The organism is Brevundimonas sp. BH3, from assembly GCF_045345115.1.
Lineage (GTDB): Bacteria > Pseudomonadota > Alphaproteobacteria > Caulobacterales > Caulobacteraceae > Brevundimonas.
Window position 1 is genome coordinate 659,691 of record NZ_CP150796.1, and the last position, 19,359, is coordinate 679,049.

At 61.3% G+C, this 19,359-nt stretch carries 18 protein-coding genes; 3 read left to right on the forward strand and 15 right to left on the reverse strand.

Going from position 1 to position 19,359, the window contains the following annotated elements:
• Positions 1-8: 8 nt before the first annotated feature.
• Positions 9-254: a helix-turn-helix transcriptional regulator gene (locus WEU32_RS03170; RefSeq protein ID WP_181544979.1), complete on the reverse strand. Its 246-nt coding sequence runs from the start codon at positions 252-254 to the stop codon at positions 9-11.
• Positions 254-856 (reverse strand): DUF2975 domain-containing protein, encoded by a 603-nt coding sequence (locus WEU32_RS03175; protein ID WP_181544978.1) that lies wholly within the window; start codon positions 854-856, stop codon positions 254-256. Before WEU32_RS03175 ends, WEU32_RS03170 begins: the two co-directional genes overlap by 1 nt.
• A gap of 142 nt (positions 857-998) precedes the next feature.
• Here WEU32_RS03175 and WEU32_RS03180 point away from each other — a divergent pair, with 142 nt between their 5' ends.
• The gene (locus tag WEU32_RS03180) at positions 999-1,895 is read left to right on the forward strand and encodes an MBL fold metallo-hydrolase (RefSeq protein WP_406853489.1); all 897 of its coding nucleotides are present in this window, start codon (positions 999-1,001) and stop codon (positions 1,893-1,895) included.
• Here the strand turns inward: WEU32_RS03180 and WEU32_RS03185 are convergent.
• The 9 genes from WEU32_RS03185 to WEU32_RS03225 form a co-directional block, all read right to left on the reverse strand.
• On the reverse strand, positions 1,892-2,932 hold the full coding sequence (locus WEU32_RS03185) for a hypothetical protein (RefSeq protein WP_406852835.1): 1,041 nt from the start codon (positions 2,930-2,932) through the stop codon (positions 1,892-1,894). The two genes, WEU32_RS03180 and WEU32_RS03185, sit on opposite strands and share 4 nt — an antisense overlap.
• A gap of 313 nt (positions 2,933-3,245) precedes the next feature.
• Positions 3,246-4,217 carry a thioredoxin-disulfide reductase gene (gene trxB, locus WEU32_RS03190; RefSeq protein WP_406852836.1) on the reverse strand — a complete coding sequence of 324 codons (972 nt, stop codon included), beginning with the start codon at positions 4,215-4,217 and terminating at the stop codon, positions 3,246-3,248.
• Positions 4,218-4,268: 51 nt separating this feature from the next.
• Positions 4,269-5,786, reverse strand: coding sequence for a TIGR00341 family protein (locus tag WEU32_RS03195; protein ID WP_406852837.1), 1,518 nt, complete (start codon positions 5,784-5,786; stop codon positions 4,269-4,271).
• Positions 5,787-5,857: 71 nt separating this feature from the next.
• Entirely contained in the window at positions 5,858-6,814 is a 957-nt protein-coding gene (locus tag WEU32_RS03200; RefSeq protein ID WP_406852838.1) for a mitochondrial fission ELM1 family protein, read from the reverse strand.
• 41 nt (positions 6,815-6,855) lie between these two features.
• Positions 6,856-7,329, reverse strand: coding sequence for a transcription elongation factor GreA (gene greA / locus WEU32_RS03205; protein WP_312135116.1), 474 nt, complete (start codon positions 7,327-7,329; stop codon positions 6,856-6,858).
• 154 nt (positions 7,330-7,483) lie between these two features.
• Positions 7,484-7,762, reverse strand: coding sequence for a hypothetical protein (locus WEU32_RS03210; RefSeq protein WP_406852839.1), 279 nt, complete (start codon positions 7,760-7,762; stop codon positions 7,484-7,486).
• 146 nt (positions 7,763-7,908) lie between these two features.
• Positions 7,909-8,127, reverse strand: a complete 219-nt coding sequence (locus WEU32_RS03215) for a cysteine protease (RefSeq protein WP_406852840.1) — start codon at positions 8,125-8,127, stop codon at positions 7,909-7,911.
• Between the two features lie 88 nt (positions 8,128-8,215).
• Positions 8,216-9,556, reverse strand: coding sequence for a M20 family metallopeptidase (locus tag WEU32_RS03220; protein ID WP_406852841.1), 1,341 nt, complete (start codon positions 9,554-9,556; stop codon positions 8,216-8,218).
• A 65-nt stretch (positions 9,557-9,621) separates the two neighbouring features.
• Complete coding sequence (locus tag WEU32_RS03225; protein ID WP_406852842.1) at positions 9,622-9,930, reverse strand: DUF1294 domain-containing protein; 309 nt, start codon at positions 9,928-9,930, stop codon at positions 9,622-9,624.
• A 12-nt stretch (positions 9,931-9,942) separates the two neighbouring features.
• Here WEU32_RS03225 and WEU32_RS03230 point away from each other — a divergent pair, with 12 nt between their 5' ends.
• The gene (locus tag WEU32_RS03230) at positions 9,943-10,368 is read left to right on the forward strand and encodes a hypothetical protein (RefSeq protein ID WP_406852843.1); all 426 of its coding nucleotides are present in this window, start codon (positions 9,943-9,945) and stop codon (positions 10,366-10,368) included.
• Positions 10,369-10,371: 3 nt separating this feature from the next.
• On the forward strand, positions 10,372-10,803 hold the full coding sequence (locus WEU32_RS03235) for a hypothetical protein (RefSeq protein ID WP_406852844.1): 432 nt from the start codon (positions 10,372-10,374) through the stop codon (positions 10,801-10,803).
• A 296-nt stretch (positions 10,804-11,099) separates the two neighbouring features.
• On the opposite strand, the gene carB is transcribed toward WEU32_RS03235, so the two are convergent.
• From carB to WEU32_RS03255, 4 genes are all read right to left on the reverse strand, one after another.
• Positions 11,100-14,399 (reverse strand): carbamoyl-phosphate synthase large subunit, encoded by a 3,300-nt coding sequence (gene carB, locus WEU32_RS03240; protein ID WP_406852845.1) that lies wholly within the window; start codon positions 14,397-14,399, stop codon positions 11,100-11,102.
• A gap of 10 nt (positions 14,400-14,409) precedes the next feature.
• Positions 14,410-14,736 carry a hypothetical protein gene (locus WEU32_RS03245; protein ID WP_312135128.1) on the reverse strand — a complete coding sequence of 109 codons (327 nt, stop codon included), beginning with the start codon at positions 14,734-14,736 and terminating at the stop codon, positions 14,410-14,412.
• A 269-nt stretch (positions 14,737-15,005) separates the two neighbouring features.
• On the reverse strand, positions 15,006-18,305 hold the full coding sequence (locus WEU32_RS03250; protein ID WP_406852846.1) for a TonB-dependent receptor domain-containing protein: 3,300 nt from the start codon (positions 18,303-18,305) through the stop codon (positions 15,006-15,008).
• 263 nt (positions 18,306-18,568) lie between these two features.
• Positions 18,569-19,273 carry an HAD family hydrolase gene (locus WEU32_RS03255; protein ID WP_406852847.1) on the reverse strand — a complete coding sequence of 235 codons (705 nt, stop codon included), beginning with the start codon at positions 19,271-19,273 and terminating at the stop codon, positions 18,569-18,571.
• Positions 19,274-19,359: the final 86 nt, after the last annotated feature.

Genomic DNA, 19,359 nt, shown 5'->3' on the forward strand with positions numbered 1-19,359 from the left:
GCTGAACGTCAGCCGGTCTTGAGGGCTTTGGGCCTGGCGGTTTCTTCTGTGGCGGGCCGGTATTCAAGGATGTCGGAGGGCGCGCAGTCCAGATAGCGGCAGATGGCGTCCAAGGTCGCCAGACGCAGGCCGCGGACCTTGCCGGATTTCAGTAGCGACAGATTGGTTTCGGAGATACCGATAGCGCGCGCGAGGACATTCGAGCGCACCTTGCGCTGCGCCATGACCACATCAAGACGTACGATAATGGGCATTAGACAAACCGCGAGGCATCGTCGTGTATGTCTGCCCCCCAAGACATAACACGCGCGATGACGAACAGGATGAGGCCCAGAGCCAGAGCCTTGGCACTGTCTATCCGCAACCAGCCCTCGTCATGAAAACCGGCTAGCGTCACCAGTATATGGCCAATCGTCGGGGCGACGGCATAGGCGATCAGCCAAAGGGCGATATGGCTCATGCAGCGGGCGTTCTCGTGCGTCAGGACGATACCTGATCCATAGAGGCGAAACAGCCGCCTTAGTCCCCATAATACGGCCAGAGCAGGGATCATCATGACGCTGGCCGAGACGGCAAGCGCGATCTTCTGGATCCAGGGCAGGGCCCCTACGGTCGTCCAGCCGGAGCGCACCGGCGGCACGATCGCCTCGATATAAATCTGTATTCCACCCGGACGTACCTGCAAGCGGGTTCCGACATAGGTCAGGACCGCGATGATGGCGACAGCCAGCAGAGCCGCACCGAGTGCAAAAAGACATGTGAACAGCCATTCCAGCGGGCGGCTGAGTTGCCGGATGCGGGCAAAGGCGTCTGGTTCACGCGCTACCGGCGGAGGCAGGGTCACGACGACCGTCATGGGATAACGTCGATCCTTTTTGATTGACGAATATATTTTTATGTATTTCGATATGTTCAATCTCTTATATCGAGGATACGCCATGTCTGGTCAATGCCAAATGGGTTCGGTGTCTGTGCTCTTGATCCTGAGCTTGGGAGCGGTGTTGGCTGGGTGTGCAACGCCCGCCAGTCGCCATCCGGTAACAGTATCGGATATGGGGACGGCGTCGCGGGCCTCCGAGCTGGAGGCCAGTCTGGTGCGGCCCGGTATTGTGACTTTCGAGCGGCTCCGCTTTGCGCAGTGGACGGGTGGGCGGGGCACTTTCATCGACCGCAAGGATGCCCGCACAGACAGCGTGCCCAAGGGAAACGAGGAAGCTGTCATCTATGCCTATGTGGTGGACCATCCCCGTTTCGGGCGGGTGATGATCGACAGCGGTGTGTCGGCAGATTTAGGCGAGCGGTTGAACGGTCTGATGCGGCGGGCGGTATCTGATCTCGACATTCGTATTGAGCGCACTACGGCCCAGTGGCTGGGGGGGCAGGCACCGCCGCGCGCGGTCTTTCTGACCCATTTGCATTTTGACCATGTCGGCGGTTTGCTGGATCTGCCTGTCACGACACCGGTCTATGTCGGGCAAGGCGAGGTGCAAGAACGCAGCCGTGTAAATCTGTTGCTGGGGCATCCGGCGGATGCCGCCTTGCAAGGCTACGGTCCTATGCGCGAATGGCAGTTTCAGCCGGACCCCGATGGCCGGTTTGCTGGTGTGCTGGATATTTTCGGAGACGGTTCGGTGTGGGCGATCAGTGTGCCGGGGCATTCTGCGGGCTCGACCGCCTATCTGGTGAATGCCGTGGACGGGCCAAAACTGGTGCTGGGTGATGCCGTCAGTACGCGCTTGGGCTGGGAGCAGCAGATGCCGCAGCCGGTCGCAGCCGGTGCCCGTGTCGATGCCGAGGCGTCAGCAGAGCGGTTGCGCCGATTTGCGGCAGACAATCCGGCGGTGACCGTGTTTTTAGGACACCAGTCACGCACAGGTCAGGCCGAGGCCTATTAGGTGGCATAGTCGCTCCATGCTTGCTGGAGGGCGGGGATGGAGGCGGGCAGGTTGTGGGCGGGGCCTTGGGTGGCGAGCCAGTTTTCGAAGGTATGACCTTGCGAGATCGCCTTGGTGATGTCGGCGATGATGGTCGGGCGGCCGGAGGTCTGGATGAGGAAGTCGGCGAAGGCCCTGATCTGGATATAGAAGAGAGTTTCCTTGCCATTGGGAGGGCCGCTGGCGGTTTGACCGGCGGGGGTGAAGCTGACGGCGACGCCGCCGGACTGGCGGGCTTGTTCAAGGGCGGGCGCTGCGCGGTCAAGGCCTGGGTGTTGGCGTGTCAGCAGGCCTGCAAGATCGAGCAGGAAGGGCGCGCCGTCATTGGCCCCGACAGCGGGGACAAAGCCGCCAGCCATCAGGGTTTTGAAATGGGTGCGGCGCTGGTCGGCGGTGGGAGCGTCTTCGAGGAGGATGCCTGCGGCTTCGTCGAGCCAGTCGGGGGCGGGGCTGCCATAATGGCGGGGCGTGTCCTCGTCTTGCACGTGGTCGGGGGCGCTCCAGAAGGCTTGGTGGGTCCACAGGTGGCCCAGTTCGTGCGGCATCATTCCAGCGTCGATGGCGGCAAGGGATTCCGGTGTGGGCAGTTGTGACAGGGCGCGGGCGACGACCTGTTCGGTCTGTTCGGCGCTCATATTCATTCCGGCGGCGAATTCACGGGTCTGGGCGGTGACGCGCTCGCGGATGGAACCGTCAATGGCTTGAGGTGCAGGCCAAGGCAGGACGGTGTGGAAACCGGCGGCGTTCAGGGCTTGGCGCGGCGGGACGGGTGGAATGGAAAAGACCACATAGGGGGCGATTGGTTGATCGAAATGTGTAGCAAATCGGCCTTCGGCGTCGCGGGCATAGCGGGCCAGATTGGCGGCATGTTCTGCCGATGGGGCCAGTGCCACGCCGTAGGTTGCGGGCGCGCAGTGCATTTCGGGGGCGACTTCGAGCGCCTTGGTGCAGAGCGGGTCGGTAAGGGTGGCACTGGCGAGCAGAACGAGAAAAACCATGGTCAATCCTTGATACGGGAGGTGTCAGGGGCAGCCTTGGCTGTATGGAACAAAGAGTCAAGTTAACTTGACATAATGAGGCTTGAGGATGTCGTTTTCGCGCTTTCGCGCGCCGCTGGGTCCCCCGATCAAGTCGGAGGATGACGGAAGAGGGTGGTGGGGATCATGCCCTCAAGTAGCGAGCCACCGCGTGGCGAGCGGTAGGTCTGACCGCTTATGCGGTTATAGAAAAAAGATGCCCTCAAGTAGCGAGCCACCGCGTGGCGAGCGATAGGGCAAAAAAAGACCGCCCATCGGGCGGTCTTTTTTCTTATCAAGCCTGAGATTTTTTGTGGTCTTCTTCCGCAAGAAAACGTCCGGCGTCGAGAGCGGCCATGCAGCCCATGCCGGCGGCGGTGACGGCTTGGCGATAGACGTCGTCGGTGACGTCGCCAGCGGCATAGACGCCTTCGATCGAGGTTCTGGGGGTGCCTGGCTCGACGACCAGATAGCCGCCTTCCTTGATTTCCAGCTGACCGGCGAACAGGTCGGACGACGGAGCGTGGCCGATGGCGATGAAGACGCCGTCGGCGGAGATTTCGGAGGTTTCACCGGTGACTGTGTCTTTCAGGCGCACGCCGGTGACGTTCTTGGCCATGCCGTCGGTGACGCCGAGGATTTCCTCGACGGCGCTGTTCCAGATGATGTTGACCTTGGGGTGGGCGAACAGGCGATCTTGCAGGATTTTTTCCGAACGCAGGGTGTCGCGACGGTGAACCAGCGTGACACTCTCGGCGAAATTGGTGAGGAAGAGGGCTTCTTCGACAGCGGTATTGCCGCCGCCGACGACCACGACCTTTTTGCCGCGATAGAAGAAGCCGTCGCAGGTGGCGCAGGCCGAGACGCCAAAGCCCTGATAGGCATTTTCCGATTCAAGGCCTAGCCATTTGGCCTGTGCGCCCGTCGAGATGATGACGGTTTCGGCCAGCATTTCGGTGCCGCTATCCAGCGTCAGGCGGAACGGGCGTTGCGACAGATCGGCCTTGGTGACGATGTCGTGGATGACCTCTGTGCCCACATGCTCGGCCTGTTCCTGCATTTGCTGCATCAGCCAAGGACCCTGAATGGTCTCGGCAAAGCCCGGATAGTTTTCCACATCCGTGGTGATGGTCAGCTGGCCGCCCGGTTGCAGGCCTGCGATCACGACAGGATTCAGCGAGGCGCGGGCGGCATAGATGGCGGCGGTCCAGCCAGCAGGACCAGAACCGATGATGGCGACGCGGACAGTGCGGGGTGTTTGGGTCATGGCGGCTATTTAGGACGTGATTCTGTGATCCGCCATGGCCCAAAAGCGATCTTATCCGGCCAATGTAATGCGGGCGATGTCGGTATCGCCTCTCTGACAGGGGCCGTTGCGGTTGACTGAGGCGCTTATGCCCGACGAAGCCAGTTCTGCAAGGAACCGTTCACCGGTGGTCACGGGGGCGGTATTGTCATCGTTCGCCGGCAGGCTTTGCGGATTGCACAGGCTGATGACGGGGCTGGCATGCCAGCGGGCAAGCGCCCAGATGGTGCGCTGGCGAAGGTCTGCATCGTCCAGATTGACAGGGGCCAAGGGGGCGACCGGCGGGATAACACGCACATCGAGGCCGTCGAAGCGGTCGCGAAGGGCCTGTTCCAGTCTGAAAGCGGCAGACAGGTCCAGACCTGTGGCGGAGGTCAGGGGAATAATGGCGCGATTGCCATCGGCATCCATCAGAACGCCGTCGGTCTGGAAGGGAACGGCATCGGCCAGACGGCGCGCCAGTGCCTGTTTGGGATCGGGCGGAGCAACGGCCAAGGCCCGTGTCGCGGAGGGGTCGGCAACGACGATCTGGTCAAGCTTGGCCGTTACGGGAACATGCAGGGCGGCCGTCAGGCGGTCTTGAAGGCGGGTTTGGGCATCGGCCACCAGACGACGGGTGGAGACAAGGGCGGAGACACTGACCTCGCCGTCATCGGCGCGGGCTTCCAACAGGGTGATGCGAGAATCCGCGTCGGAGAAAATCTGTTCAACAGCTAGGCGGGTCTCGGCGGTGGCGCGGCTTTCGAGAGCAATGGCGCGCAGAGAAAAGCCCAGCGGGATGGCTAGAATGACAAATACCAGCAACACGGCAATACCCCGCCAAGGACGCGGGCGCTCCAGCAGACGGGGACGGAAACCGTAAAAGCCTGCGGTCAGGGTGGCCGATAGGGCGATGGCTACCAGGTTGGTCATGAACAGGAAGAAAGCGCCACCCGCGATGCTGAGATTTCCGGTGCCCAGTCCGAAGCCGACAGTGGCAATCGGGGGCATCAGGGCGGTGGCGATGGCGACGCCTATAATGGTGTCACCGCGTTGGCGGATCACCGCATAGGCACCGGCCACGCCCGAAAAGACCGCAATCAAAAGGTCAAAGAAGTTGGGGCGCGTGCGGGCCAGAATTTCAGAAGTCGGTTCCTTGAGCGGTGACAGAAGGACCAGAAGGATGGCCACGCAAAGGGCCAAGATTACGCCGACAATGATGGAGGTCAGCGACTTCCTGAGTTGGGAAAAATCCAGCAGGGCCAGTGAAAAGCCCAGCGCCACAATCGGCCCCATCATCGGAGAGACGAGCATGGCCCCGATGACGACAGCGGGCGAGTTCAGCATCAGACCGAGGGCCGCGATCGAGGCCGAGATCACCGTCATGACCAGATAGCGGCCATCAGTTCCGCCATTGGCATAAACGGCCTGGGCCGTGTCGTCATAGTCTATGCCGCGACGGGCGCGTGCCAGAGCGCGCAGCAGGATGTGGCGCGCTTCGCGCACAGTGCGGGTTTCGGGCCTTGTTTCAGCCGGTGAAGAATGCGTCATGCCCGAGCGCCCCGAGAAAGTAATCCAGCAACCTAACTGTCGGATAAGTTTGCGGTTCCGGCAACCGACATTTAGCGGCGCCGTACAGCATCCAAAATAGCGCGGGCGGCGCGGGCTGTTTCACGCAAAGGCGTGTAGGTCCAGTGCTCCAGACGGCCTTCGAACGGGCGCGCGGCACCGTGGTCTTGCAGGGCCTTGTGGAGCTGCGTGAACTTGGTTTGGGGCTTTAACGGCACCATGGGCAGGACATGGACGGGTTTGCCGGTCGAGGCGGCCTCTGTGACCATGTTGGCGCTGTCCTCTGTCACCAGAATATGATCGGCGGCGTCGAGGAAGGCGAATAGCGGGTTCTCGCCTGCGCCATCCCAGATGAGGCCCGGCAAGGCCGACAGACGCTGGGTCATGACCGTCTGGGACAGTAGCGGGGTGCGGCGCGAGAAGGTGACGAGCAGCGAGCCGCCCGCTTCCTCGACCGTTTCGGCGATCAGGTCCGCGAGGATGGCGGCATGGTCGAGAGGCAGATCAAAAGCCTTGGACGTACCGCCGATCATGACCGCGACGCGCGGGTGCGGCAGGGGGGCGATCTTGTCGGCAAAGGCGGAGGCGGCGGCCTTGAGGCGTTCGGGGGTGATGCGGTGGGGGCTGCCGATAATGGAGAACACATTGGGGCCGCTCAGACCATCATGCTCGGGCGCGACAATCAGGTCATAGGCGGCGTGTTTCCAGCGGGGATCCTGTGTCTGGACGACAAAGGTCTTGCCCTTCATGCGTACGGACAGGGGCAGGGTGGCGCGGCCTGTGGCGATCCAGATATCGGGTGGCGGGGCGTGCAGGAGGTGTTGGCCCTGTTGCAGCATCCACATTTGTTTGAGGGCTGTGGGCAGGCGGTCGAAGGCGGGTTTCCACCTTACGACATGACGGCTGATGGTGGCCGGGGTCAGGTCTGCAATGGCTTCGGCCAGACCTAGGGACTGGTTCTCGATGCCGGTGCGGCCATCGGAAACGACCCATATAGAAAGAGGGCGCACGGTTGAACCGTGCGCCCCGTTTTCGTTCGCGATGGAAGGGGTTACTTCCACTCGACCTTGAGGATTTCGTAGGCCTTTACACCGCCGGGGGTGTTGACCTCGACCACGTCGCCGACCTCTTTGGAGATCAGGGCGCGGGCGATCGGGGAGGCGATCGAAATCTTGCGGGCCTTCACGTCGGCTTCGTCCTCGCCGACGATCTTGTAGGCGGACTCCTCTTCGGTGTCCTCGTCTACCAGATGGACGGTCGCACCGAATTTGACGGTGTTGCCGGACAGTTTGGAGACGTCGATGACCTGGGCGCGGGACAGCTTGTCCTCGATCTCGGCGATAGAGCCTTCGATCCAGCCCTGACGTTCCTTGGCGGCGTGGTATTCGGCATTTTCAGACAAGTCACCATGCTCGCGCGCCTCTGCAATGGCGGCGATAACAGCGGGTCTTTCGACCGACTTCAGATGCTTCAGTTGATCGTCGAGAGCGCGATAGCCCTCGTCCGTCATCGGCACTTTTTCCATTGTGTCGTGAATTTCTTGCTACGCCCGAAGACAGGTGGAAGTGGATTACCAGTACTCGCGGCCACTGGGCGGTGCGTGACCGGGGGCTAAGAAGCTAGGCGAAAGCAATGCAAAGTCAAGATGGCGTTCTTTTTGTCCGCGACAGACATACACCCTAACAGCCCGGCTTGGGTGGGGATATCACACCATTTTCCGGCTTTTGTGAAGGCTCGGTAGATGGCCCGGACGAGTGGCCCTGAGGCGCGTGATGACTGTGTGTCAGGATAAAATGGCAAAGAGCGCGCAGCGCGATGATGCCCACCCATACCACAAACCCTAGTGCAGTCAGAGTGAACAGGACAGGCAACAGACCCATCCCTTCGGTCATATAGGCGAACAGAAAGGACAGGGCCGAAGCCAGCAAGGCAATCACAGGGGCTAGAGACAGGCGCATGAAAAGTTAACGGGTATAAATCCGTTTAGTTTCAATGCTCTGGATATAGGCGGAAGGGTGGCGCAATAGAGGCAGCGGGGCGCCAGCCTGACAGTGAAAAGGGACAGCAGCGCCTGAAAAAACGGCGATTCCGACACAAAGGAGCATTAAAGCGGGTGTCTGCGACGGCGGTTGTGGCGGATCGGACCTGTGCCTGCTTTTGGCGCATTGGCCGACACTGTCGCAGAGCGGTTGCGCTGATAGCTGCGCCAGAGTTCCCACGCGCCGAGGGCCAGTGCCAGTTTTCCGGCGTTACGACCGGCAACACGGCGCGCGCCGTGTGACAGGAGCAGGCCGCTGAACAGGGGCAGGATCGGTATCGGCATCAGTATGGCCTTTCAAGTGGATACGGGTGCCGTAGATTAACGAAGCGGCCAATGGATTGGTTCACTGGCCGCTTCGTCGCAGGTCCGATTAGCGGCCGCTGGTGAACAAATCCTCGGCGGCGATCACTGTGGCCTCTACACCGGCAATGATCGAAGCCTCGGGATCAATGCGGAACAGGGGCGAATGGTGCGGTGGCGGGGTGTCCTTGAGGTCTGCGGGCAGACCGCCGACGGCGAAGATCACGGCTTTGACGCCATGCTCGGGTGCGCCATAGAAAGCGAAATCCTCGGCTCCCATGCCCTGACGCGAGACATCCAGCACTCGTTCGGCACCCAGTTGGCCGGAAATGGCGGCCTTCATGCGGGTGGCGGTTTCGGTGTGGTTGATGGTGGGCGGGGTGGATTCGGTCGGCGAGCGCACGACGACCGGCAACTTGTCTTCGGGGACATTGAGGGCGCGGGCCGTGTTCAGGGCGATACGGTCGATACCGTCCAGCAGGGTGTCGCGGACCTCGTAGCTGTCCGAGCGCACGGTCAGTTGCAGGTTGACTTCTTCGGGCACGATATTGTGCTTGGTGCCGCCGTGGATCGAGCCGACGGTGACGACCGCGCCCTGTAGCGGGTCAACCTCGCGGCTGCGCAGGGTTTGCAGGGCATTGATGATCTGGGCCGAGATGACGACCGGATCGACGGTGGATTGCGGGCTGGCCCCGTGACCGCCGATACCGCGCACCTTGATGTCCACGCTGTCGGCGCTGGAATAGGCGATGGCGGGCGGCACCCAGACTGTGCCCGCGGGCAGGGCGGAAGCGACGTGGAAGCCGATCGCATATTCAGGCTTGGGGAAGCGGGTGAACAGGCCGTCATTGATCATGGCGCGGGCACCCTCGACGCGCTCTTCGGCGGGCTGGGCGATCAGGACGAGCGTGCCGGACCAGTTGGCCTTGCGCGCGGCCATCTGGCGGGCGGTGCCGATCAGGGCGGTGATGTGGGTGTCATGGCCGCAGGCGTGCATGACATATTGCTCGACGCCGTCGCGGTCGATCTGTTTGTGGGTCGAGGGATTGGGGGCACCCGAGCGTTCCTGAATGGGCAGGCCGTCCATGTCGGCGCGGATGAGTACAGTGGTGCCGGGACCGTTTTCCAACACGGCGACGACGCCGGTGCCGCCGACGCCTTCGGTGACCTTATAGCCCAGCGCTTTCAGCTCGGCGGCCATGCGGGCGGCGGTACGGGTTTCCTGACCGGACAGTTCGGGATGGCGGTGGAAGTCGTCGAACAGGCCCGCCAGATTGGCCTGATAGTCGGCGCGGACAGCCTGAGACAGGGCTTGATCGGCCGCGCTGGCAGGCAGGGCGGCGGCGGCAAGGCCGAGCATGGCGCAACCGGCCAAGAGGTGTTGGGTGAAACGAGGCTTTTGGTGACGCATGAAATCCCCTCCCGTGGGTAAACTCGGAAGACAGACTAGTGCGGCAACGCTGTTCGGCAAGGCTTTCAGAGCAGCAGGGTGACGGTAAAGGCGACAAGCATCACATGCAGAACCGCCAGAATCTCGGCATGGCGGCGGAAAGGCTGTTTGCGGGTCTTGTGGCGGATCAGGCCCGAGGCCGTTATCGCGCCGACGCCGCCCACAAAGGTCAGACCCAGTAGATTGGCCTCGCTGATGCGGCGATTGCCGCGGACGGCGGCGACCTTGTCGATGCAGAAGGCCATGAAGGCCCACACATTTGTACCCAGACAGATCATGAGGAAGACAGGCAGCGTCATAAATGTCAGGGTGTGGCGAACTGGAAAAACGCGCAAGGAGGGATTTGCATGGGCAGGATTGTGACCGGCACGGTTATGGCCTTGACGGCGGCGATGCTGCTGGCGGGATGTGCGAGGGTCGACAGCAAGGTCCATGAGCGTGTCTTATCCTCTGATGGCAGTATGGAGGCGGTGGTGATGACCTGTCCCGAGGCTGCAGATCCGTCTGTGCCGGTTCTGGTCGGGGCGATCTTCGCCAAGAAAGGTCAGGGCTGTAAGGACGCGACGGTGGATGGTCTCAGCTATTTCATCGCCACCATGGCACCCGATATCGAGGCACCGGGAACCCAAGTGATTTGGGAAGGGGGTAAGGCGGTCTTTGATATCGAGGGTGACCGCTATGTCTATTCGCGCGGGGCGCAGTCGAATGCGGCGCTGGACCTGATCCAGCTCAAGGGCAGTTTCGATGGCGCGGATATTTATGACGAGGACTAGATATTGACCGGGGCACTGACGAAAGCCGCTGTGGGGGTCGCTCTATTGGCACTGGGGGGATGCCAGACGGCCAAGGAACAGGTGCATATGCGTTTGACGTCACCGGACGGAGCCTATGAAGCTGTGCTGATGGTCTGTCATGCGCCGTCGGACTTTACGAGCAATGATCTGGTTGTGGCGGTGTTCGGCGAAAAGGGTCGCGACTGTGACAAGCCCTATGTGCATGCGGTGACGGCCGTGCGCCTGACCCATACCTATAGCGCGGATGATCCCAAGGCGACGATCCGATGGGACGGGCAGACACTGGTGATGGACTCTCTGGAGGCGCGGGCGCTTATTAGCGGCACCAAGGACGACGAGGTGCCGATCCGTCTGGAGGGGCCGGTGAGTGCGCTCTATGACTGGAATGACCGGAGTTTGGAGGCGGGCGGTTGAGCCCTCAGCCAGTGTGAGAGGGTTTCTTTATGCTTGGCCGCGATCGTGGGCCCTGCGGGACCTCCCGACCCGACGCGGCTTGATGTTTGGCCGCGGTCAAAAGGCTCTACCTTTGCGATCCGACGCGACCTGACCGCCTTTGGCGGTACCCTCAAGCAGTGAGCCGCCGCGCGGCGAACGCTAGGGTTAAGATATAACGCCCTCAAGCAGTGAGTCGCCGCGCGGCGAGCGCTAGGGCTCTTAAAAACTACAATAAAGAAAAACCCCCGATGGCGAGGCCATCGGGGGTTTTGTCTTTAGTTGTAGCTTTGGATGGGTCGGACATCCATTTCGCCGTTGCGGATGGCGGCGATGGCCTTGGCCGCCGCGATCGCGCCATAGGCGGTGGTGTAGTAGGGCAGTTTCTGCATCAGCGCGGTGCGGCGGATGGCGAAGCTGTCGGCCAGAGCCTGTTTGCCCTCAGTCGTGTTGAAGACCAGCTGGATTTCGCCATTCTTCATCGCGTCGACAATGTTCGGACGGCCTTCCAGTACCTTCTTAACCAGACCCACTTCGAGGCCTTGCTGGGTCAGATAGGCGTGGGTGCCGCCGGTCGAAACGACCTTGAAGCCTTGGGCCAGAAGGGTTTTGACGGCTTCGACGATGAACGGCTTGTCGGCGTCCTTGACCGAAACGAAGGCGGTGCCTTCGGTCGGCAGGATGGTGCCGCCACCGGTTTGCGACTTGGCAAAGGCGCGGGCAAAGGCAGGGGCCAGATCGGCTTCGCCTTCACGTTTCCAGTCCAGACCCATGACTTCGCCGGTCGAGCGCATTTCCGGGCCAAGCACCGTGTCGACGCCTGCGAAGCGGGCGAACGGGAAGACCGCTTCCTTGACAGCGATGTGGTCCAGTTCCTTGTCGACCAGGCCGAAGGAGGACAGCTTTTCACCGGCCATGACCTTGGCGGCGATGGCGGCAATCGGCTGGCCGATGGTCTTGGCGACGAACGGGGCGGTACGCGAGGCGCGCGGGTTCACTTCCAGCACGAAGATGCGCGGGTTGTCGCTGTGCGGCTCTTCGATGGCGAACTGCACGTTCATCAGGCCGCGCACCTTGAGGGCCTTGGCCATCTCGGTGGTCTGGCGCTTCAACTCGGCCACGATAGCCGGTGACAGCGAGTGCGGCGGCATCGAGCAGGCCGAGTCGCCCGAGTGGACGCCGGCTTCTTCGATGTGTTCCAGAACGCCGGCCACGAAGACGGTTTCATCGTCGCACAGGGCGTCGACGTCGACTTCAGTCGCGCGGTTCAGATAGTGGTCGATCAGGACCGGATCATCGCCCGAGACGCGCATGGCCTCGCCGACATAGCGGTCCAGACCTTCGCGGTCGTGCACGATCATCATGCCGCGGCCACCCAGAACGTAGGACGGGCGCAGGACGATCGGGTAACCGACTTCTTCAGCCTTGATCGCGGCTTCTTCAGCCGAGCGCGCCAGGGCGTTCGGCGGCTGTTGCAGGCCGATGGCTTGCAGCATCTGTTGGAAGCGCTCGCGATCTTCGGCCAGGTCGATGCTGTCGACCGAGGTACCGAGAACCGGAATGTTGTCCTCTTGCAGGGCGTGGGCCAGCTTGAGCGGGGTCTGGCCGCCGAACTGGACGACGCAGCCGATCAGTTCGCCCTTGGAGCGTTCGACCTCGATCAGCTCGAGCACGTCTTCGGTGGTCAGCGGTTCGAAATACAGGCGGTCCGAGGTGTCATAGTCGGTCGAGACGGTCTCGGGGTTGCAGTTGACCATGATGCTTTCGACATTGATGTCGGCGAAAGCAAAGGCGGCGTGCACGCAGCAATAGTCGAACTCGATGCCCTGACCGATACGGTTCGGGCCGCCGCCGAGGATGATGGCTTTCTTGCGGTCCGAGACGTCGGCTTCACAGTGCGGAACCTGACCCAGAATGCCGGTCTCGTAGGTCGAATACATATAGGCGGTCGCCGAGGCGAACTCGGCGGCGCAGGTGTCGATACGCTTGAAGACCGGACGCACTTCGAGGGCGCGGCGGGCGTGACGGACAGCCTTTTCGGTCGAGCCGGTCAGTTGGGCCAGACGGGCATCGGAGAAGCCCTTGGCCTTGAGGCGGCGGAACTCGGTGGCGTCGGCGGGCAGGCCCTGAACGCGGATGTGACCTTCGGTGCGGATCAGGTCGGCGATCTGACGCAGGAACCACGGCTCGTAGAAGCAGGCGGCGTTGACTTCTTCCACGGTCAGGCCGTGGCGGAAGGCCTGGGCGATGACGCGGATGCGGTCCGGCGTCGGGTTGCCCAGAGCGCGGATGACGGCGGCCTTGAGGGCGGCGTCGTCCTCGGCACCGGCCACGCCTTCGATCTCGATGTCGTCAAAGCCGTTCAGGCCGGTTTCCAGACCGCGCAGGGCCTTTTGCATCGACTCTTGGAAGGTGCGGCCAATGGCCATGACTTCACCGACCGACTTCATGGCGGTGGTCAGGTAAGGCTCCGAGCCCGGATATTTTTCAAACGCGAAGCGCGGGATCTTGGTGACGACATAGTCGATGCTCGGCTCGAACGAGGCAGGCGTGACCTTGGTGATGTCGTTGGTCAGTTCGTCCAGCGTGTAGCCGACGGCCAACTTGGCGGCGATCTTGGCGATCGGGAAGCCGGTGGCCTTGGAGGCCAGAGCCGAGGAGCGCGACACGCGCGGGTTCATCTCGATGACGACCATGCGGCCATCGGCCGGATTGATCGCCCACTGGACGTTCGAACCGCCGGTTTCGACGCCGATCTCGCGCAGGACGTTGATCGAGCCGGTGCGCATCAGCTGGTATTCTTTGTCGGTCAGGGTCAGGGCCGGAGCGACAGTGATCGAGTCGCCCGTATGGACGCCCATCGGGTCGATATTCTCGATCGAGCAGATGATGATGCAGTTGTCCGCCTTGTCGCGGACGACTTCCATTTCATACTCTTTCCAGCCCAGCACCGACTCTTCGATCAGCACTTCGGTGGTCGGCGACAGGTCCAGGCCGCGCTCTACGATCTCGTGGAATTCCTCGACATTGTAGGCGATGCCGCCGCCGGTACCGGCGAGGGTGAAGGACGGGCGGATGATGGCTGGCAGGCCGACAAAGGCCAGGGCCTCATCGGCTTCTTCGATGTGGTGGATGGCGCGCGAACGCGGGCTCTCGAGGCCCAGCTTGTCCATGGCGTCACGGAATTTCTGGCGGTCTTCGGCCTTGTCGATGACCTCGGCCTTGGCACCGATCATCTCCACGCCGTATTTGGCCAGTGCGCCCGAGCTTTCCAGAGCCAGCGCCGTGTTCAGCGCGGTCTGGCCGCCCATGGTCGGTAGCAGCGCGTCAGGGCGCTCCTTGGCGATGATCTTTTCGACCATTTCCGGCGTGATCGGCTCGATATAGGTGGCGTCGGCCACCTCCGGGTCGGTCATGATGGTGGCCGGGTTCGAGTTCACCAGCACGACGCGATAGCCTTCGGCCTTCAGCGCCTTACAGGCTTGCACGCCCGAATAGTCGAACTCACACGCCTGGCCGATAACGATCGGGCCAGCGCCGATGATGAGGATGGACTTAATGTCTGTACGCTTGGGCATCGGCGTCTACTCAGCTTGCGACCACGCACTCCCAGCCCTCGTAATCGAGCTGGAAGGCCGCGGCCCAGGATTGCATCATGGCCGACACAGGCGCGAAAGACGCCTCGTCGACCGGCATGGTTGTTTCCAGGACGGTCATGTCGCCCTGGCCCCGCGTCAGAAACCCTGCACGGCGCGCGACCTCGCAGAGATCACCGTGCATATCCTCGTCGCCATAGAAATAGAACAAGGTATGGCGTGGCGTAATCCCGCTATCGCCCTTTTCGGCGAGTGCGGCGCGCACCATGGCGTCCTTTTCCTCATGGCTCTGGTCGGAATACAGCGGCTTGGTCTCCACGCGCGCGAAAAGACGGACACGAGTGTTGGCTCGCGGCCGATCCGTTTGGGTTGTCGGTTAAGCGGCCCGTTTAGAGAGCGATGTCCCCCTCGGCAAGAGGCTATGTGAGCCTAACAGGGGAAAAGACGACCAATGTCGGCATCGTGGCGTCCGGCACACAGCAAGTGTGGCAGCTTGGCGGCGAAAATCGCGATCTAAGCAGGGGAGACACTAAAAAGGCGGCCCCCCGAAGGGAGCCGCCCGATAGGCTTGGAGGTGTCGTCGTTCGATTAGAACGGACGGTAGTTCACGCCCAGGAAGAAGCGACGACCATAAGGGTCGAAGTTCGAGTTGATGGTGGTGCCCAGGATGTCGCGTTGTTCGGCATCGAAGATGTTCACCACACCGGCACGCAGGGTCAGGTCGTCACGGACGTTGTAACGCACGGTCAGGTCATGACGGGTGAAGTTGCCGGTATCCAGCTGGTCGCCCAGACGGCTGTCGGCATTGTTGATGAAGTCGCGGGCGAACACGATGTTCTGGCTCGACTGCCAGTCAGCGGTCCAGTTGACGTTCCAGGTATCGTTCGGACGCCAGGTCAGCGACGAGGACAGGCGGACGCGCGGATAGAAGACCGTGCTGGCCAGTTCGTTATAGTCGCCCGGATCGGACTCGTTCAGGAACTGCTTCTGCTCGATCAGCCACGAACCGCTGAGGCGGTAGTCGAACTCACCCCAGTTCTTGCCCCAGTCCGCCGTATCCAGACGATACAGGCCGGTGAAGTCCAGACCGCGGGTTTCCAGAGCGGCATAGTTGAACGAACGCTCGATGAAGCCGCCGACTGGATCGCTGCCCGGAGCGCCAACGCCGAACTCGATGTTCGGATTGTTGCGGAAGATGGAGTTACAGGCATCCATGTTCAGCTCGGCACCACTGACGCAGTTGGACGCAATGGTTGCGGCCGAGACAGCGGCGATAACCTTGTCGATGCGGATTTCATAGTAATCCAGCGACAGGGTCAGGTTCGGGATGAAGCGTGGCTGCAGAACCGTCGAGAAGGTGAAGGATTCCGACTCTTCGGGTTGCAGGTTCGGGTTGCCGCCCGACGAACCGGCGATGCCCGAGGTGTAGTTCGGACGGAAGTCGTCGGTATTGGTGGCGGTGGCACCGGCGAAGTCGAACTCCAGACCTTGCTGGGCCGCCAGAGCGGTACAGTTCTTGATGCGGTTGGCCTTGACCTGCTGGTCGTCAACGCCGGCGATGCTGGCGGTGGCGCAGGGGTCAACAAAGTTGTTGGCGAAGGTCTGGCCCAGCGGCGAGAAGTTTTCCGCCAGGTTCGGCACGCGCACCGAGGTGTTGAACGAGGTCTTGAAGGTGATGTCCGAGATCGGACGATAGACCAGGTTCACGCCATAGACATCGACATTACCCACGGTCGAATAGTCGGCCCAGCGGTACGAGCCGCTGAGTTCGGCATATTCACCCAGCATGCTGTCACGGAACAGCGGGACCGAAAGCTCGGTGAAGAGTTCCTTCGATTCATAGCTGACTTCCGGCATGTCGGCACCGGTGTTCAGGAACAGCAGGCGATCACCGGCCGAGGCCGAACGACCGACGGCTTGGGTCGATTCCTTGCGCCATTCACCGCCGAAGGCGAAGCCGATATTGCCGGCACCCCAGAAGTCCCACAGTTCCGACGACATCGAGGCAATGGCCTGATGCTGTTCGTTCTGTTCCTGCACGGTGACGAAGGCGTCAACATATTGCAGGGATTCGGCCGACTGGTTGCCCGCGCCGAAGACGTTCATCGGGGTACACTGGGACAGGGCCTGACGACCGTATTCGGTATCTTGCAGGTTGCCGCCGCGAACGCGGTCCTCGACGCCGAGGCCTTGCTTGTCCAGCAGGGTGGAGCGGCAGACGATAGCACCGGCCTGACCCAGCAAACCTGCGGTATCGACCACAGCATCGGCAGCCAGAGCCATGCGCTGGACGTCTACGGCGCGTTCGATGTTTTCGACCTCGACCTTGCCATAGGTATAGCCGATGTCCCACGACCACGACTTCATGAAGCCGAGTTGGCCATGATCGCCGTTGATGCCTGCAGTGTAGCGTTGCAGGTCACGGGTGTTCTTTTGCGAACGCTCGGGACCGAACAGGGTGTGGCGGGCGATTGGCAGGGCCTGCGTGCCGATCAGGGCACCCGGCGCATCTGCCGTCGGCGGAGCATAGACGTCGATGCGGTTGTTGGCGATCGCATCCTTGATGTTCTGCGGCAGGTAGGCGTTGTCATCCCAGCGCAGGTCGAAGGCCGAGGTGGCCCAGATCGAGTTGCTTTGGTCGGCATCGTAGGAGCTGTTGTCCAGATCGATGTCGAAGAAGGTGCGCTGGCCGCGCATGAAGGTTTCTTCGGTGATGTATTTGGCCGAAGCGTTCATGCTGATTTCGTCGGTCAGGCGGAAGGTGCCGCCGACCTGATAGCGCTGTGATTCCGAAGCCGGAATACGACTGAAGCCTGCAACCTCGCCCAGCGGCATACCGTCGCCGCCGACATTGTACGGACGGTTGATGCCGGTATTGCCGACACGGTCACCGAAGTCGGCGAGGCGACCGGTATTGCCGTCATATACAAAGGTCTTGCCTGGCATGATGCCATAGCAGTTGGCGGCATAGGAGAAGCTGCCACCCGGCAGGCAGTCCTGATACGGCACGTTCGGATTGGTCAGGTCCGACGGACGTTGCAGGTTGGCCAGCGTGGTCTGGCCCCACGGAATGATGTCCAGACGGTTGACGCCATAGAAGACCTGGGCATCGAGAATGCCGTCATACGGATTGGTGGTCGGGTCGGCGTCCACGCCCAGACGGATCGGTGCGCGACGGATCCAGTCGATATCGTTGGAATCGACATTGTCGATTTTTTCGTATTCGGCGTGGGCGTAGACGTTCAGACGGTCGTCAAAGAAGTTATGACCGATCAGGCCCGAAATACGACGGGTCGCTTCACCATTATCGTTGATCTGGCCGTAGTTGGCGTCGAGTTCCAGCCCTTCGAAGTCTTTCTTCAGGATGAAGTTCAACACGCCCGAGACAGCGTCGGCACCATAGACCGACGAGGCACCGCCGGTGATGATTTCGACGTTCTGGATCAGCAGACGCGGGATGGCGTCCACGTCGACCGACAGTTCGCCGCCAGAAGAACCGACATGGCGGCGGCCGTCAACCAGGGTCAGGGTGCGGTTGGCACCCAGCGAGCGCAGGTTCGGCAGCGACAGGCCACCGGTATTCAGAGACGAGCCGGTGGTGTCGGACGGGACCTGCGAGTTCGACAGGGCCGGAATGGTGGCCAGATAGTCGATGAGGCTGGTTTGGCCGGTCGACAGGATTTCTTCTTGAGTGACCTGAATCAGCGGTGTCGGCGCATTGGCAGCGTTGCGGCGGATACGCGAACCGGTGACGACGATCTCGCCGAGATCGGCGGCCTGTTCCGGGCTGGTGTCTTGGGGAGGTGTTTCCTGAGCAACGGCACCAGTGGCGACGAGGGCACCAGCAAGAACTGTGCTGGCCAACAAACGGGGGCGGGTAAGGCGCATCGGGGAATAGACCTTTAAGATAGCAACAGAAGTCGAACTCAGGTCTTTTAATGGCTTTTACTGTGCTTCTCGGGTCAAGCTGTGCTGTTTCTCAAGGTGTTCTAATTATGGCTCTGTCGTTATCAATGTTTCATTCGTGTAACATAATTGCTTCGATAATTGTCATAAAGAGGCACAATTGTGTCTAAGCTTAGCTATAAATGATGATTACTGTGTCTTGTTTTGAGGTTTTGAGCCTCTCGGTGTCGAATACTGTTCGTCATTTAAGATTTTGACGTTATGTGATCTATTAAATTATCAAGTTCATCAATGCTGCTAAGCGAAAAATAGCGCGGGTGGCCTTCGGGGGCATCGGCGAGTTCATGCGCCCAGGTGATGTGATAGGGGATGTGCACGCCCCATGCGCCAGCTTCGATGGCGGGCAGGACATCGGACTTCATGGAGTTGCCGACCATGACGGCTTCCGAGGGGCCGGTGCCGTGACGTGAGAAGACGCGCTCATAGGTGGATCGATCCTTTTCAGACACAATCTCGACACCCGAAAAATGTTCGCCCAGTCCGGATGCGGCCAGCTTGCGTTCCTGATCCAGCAGATCGCCTTTTGTGACGAGGATCAGGCGATAGTCACGGGCCAGACGCGCGACGGTCTCTTCGACACCGGGCAGGGGCTCGACCGGATGGCTGAGCATTTCGCGACCGGCGGCCAGAATCTCGCGGATGATGTGGGGCGGGGCGGCACCGTCGCACAGCTCCATGGCGGTTTCGATCATCGACAGGGTAAAACCCTTAACGCCATAGCCATACAGGCGCAGATTGCGGCGTTCGATAATGGCGAGGCGGTCCATCAGGACCGGTTCTTCGGCATGGTCGGCCAGCAGTTCGGCAAAGCGTTTCTGGCTGAGGCGGAAGATGGTTTCGTTGTGCCAAAGGGTATCGTCGGCATCGAGACCGATAGTGGTGATGGTCATGGGTTTGGCTCTCGCTGTCAGAACGGTTGACGCATAGTGTCGGAGGGATCGATGTCGACAATTGGTCGAGGGGTAAAGGGCGATAG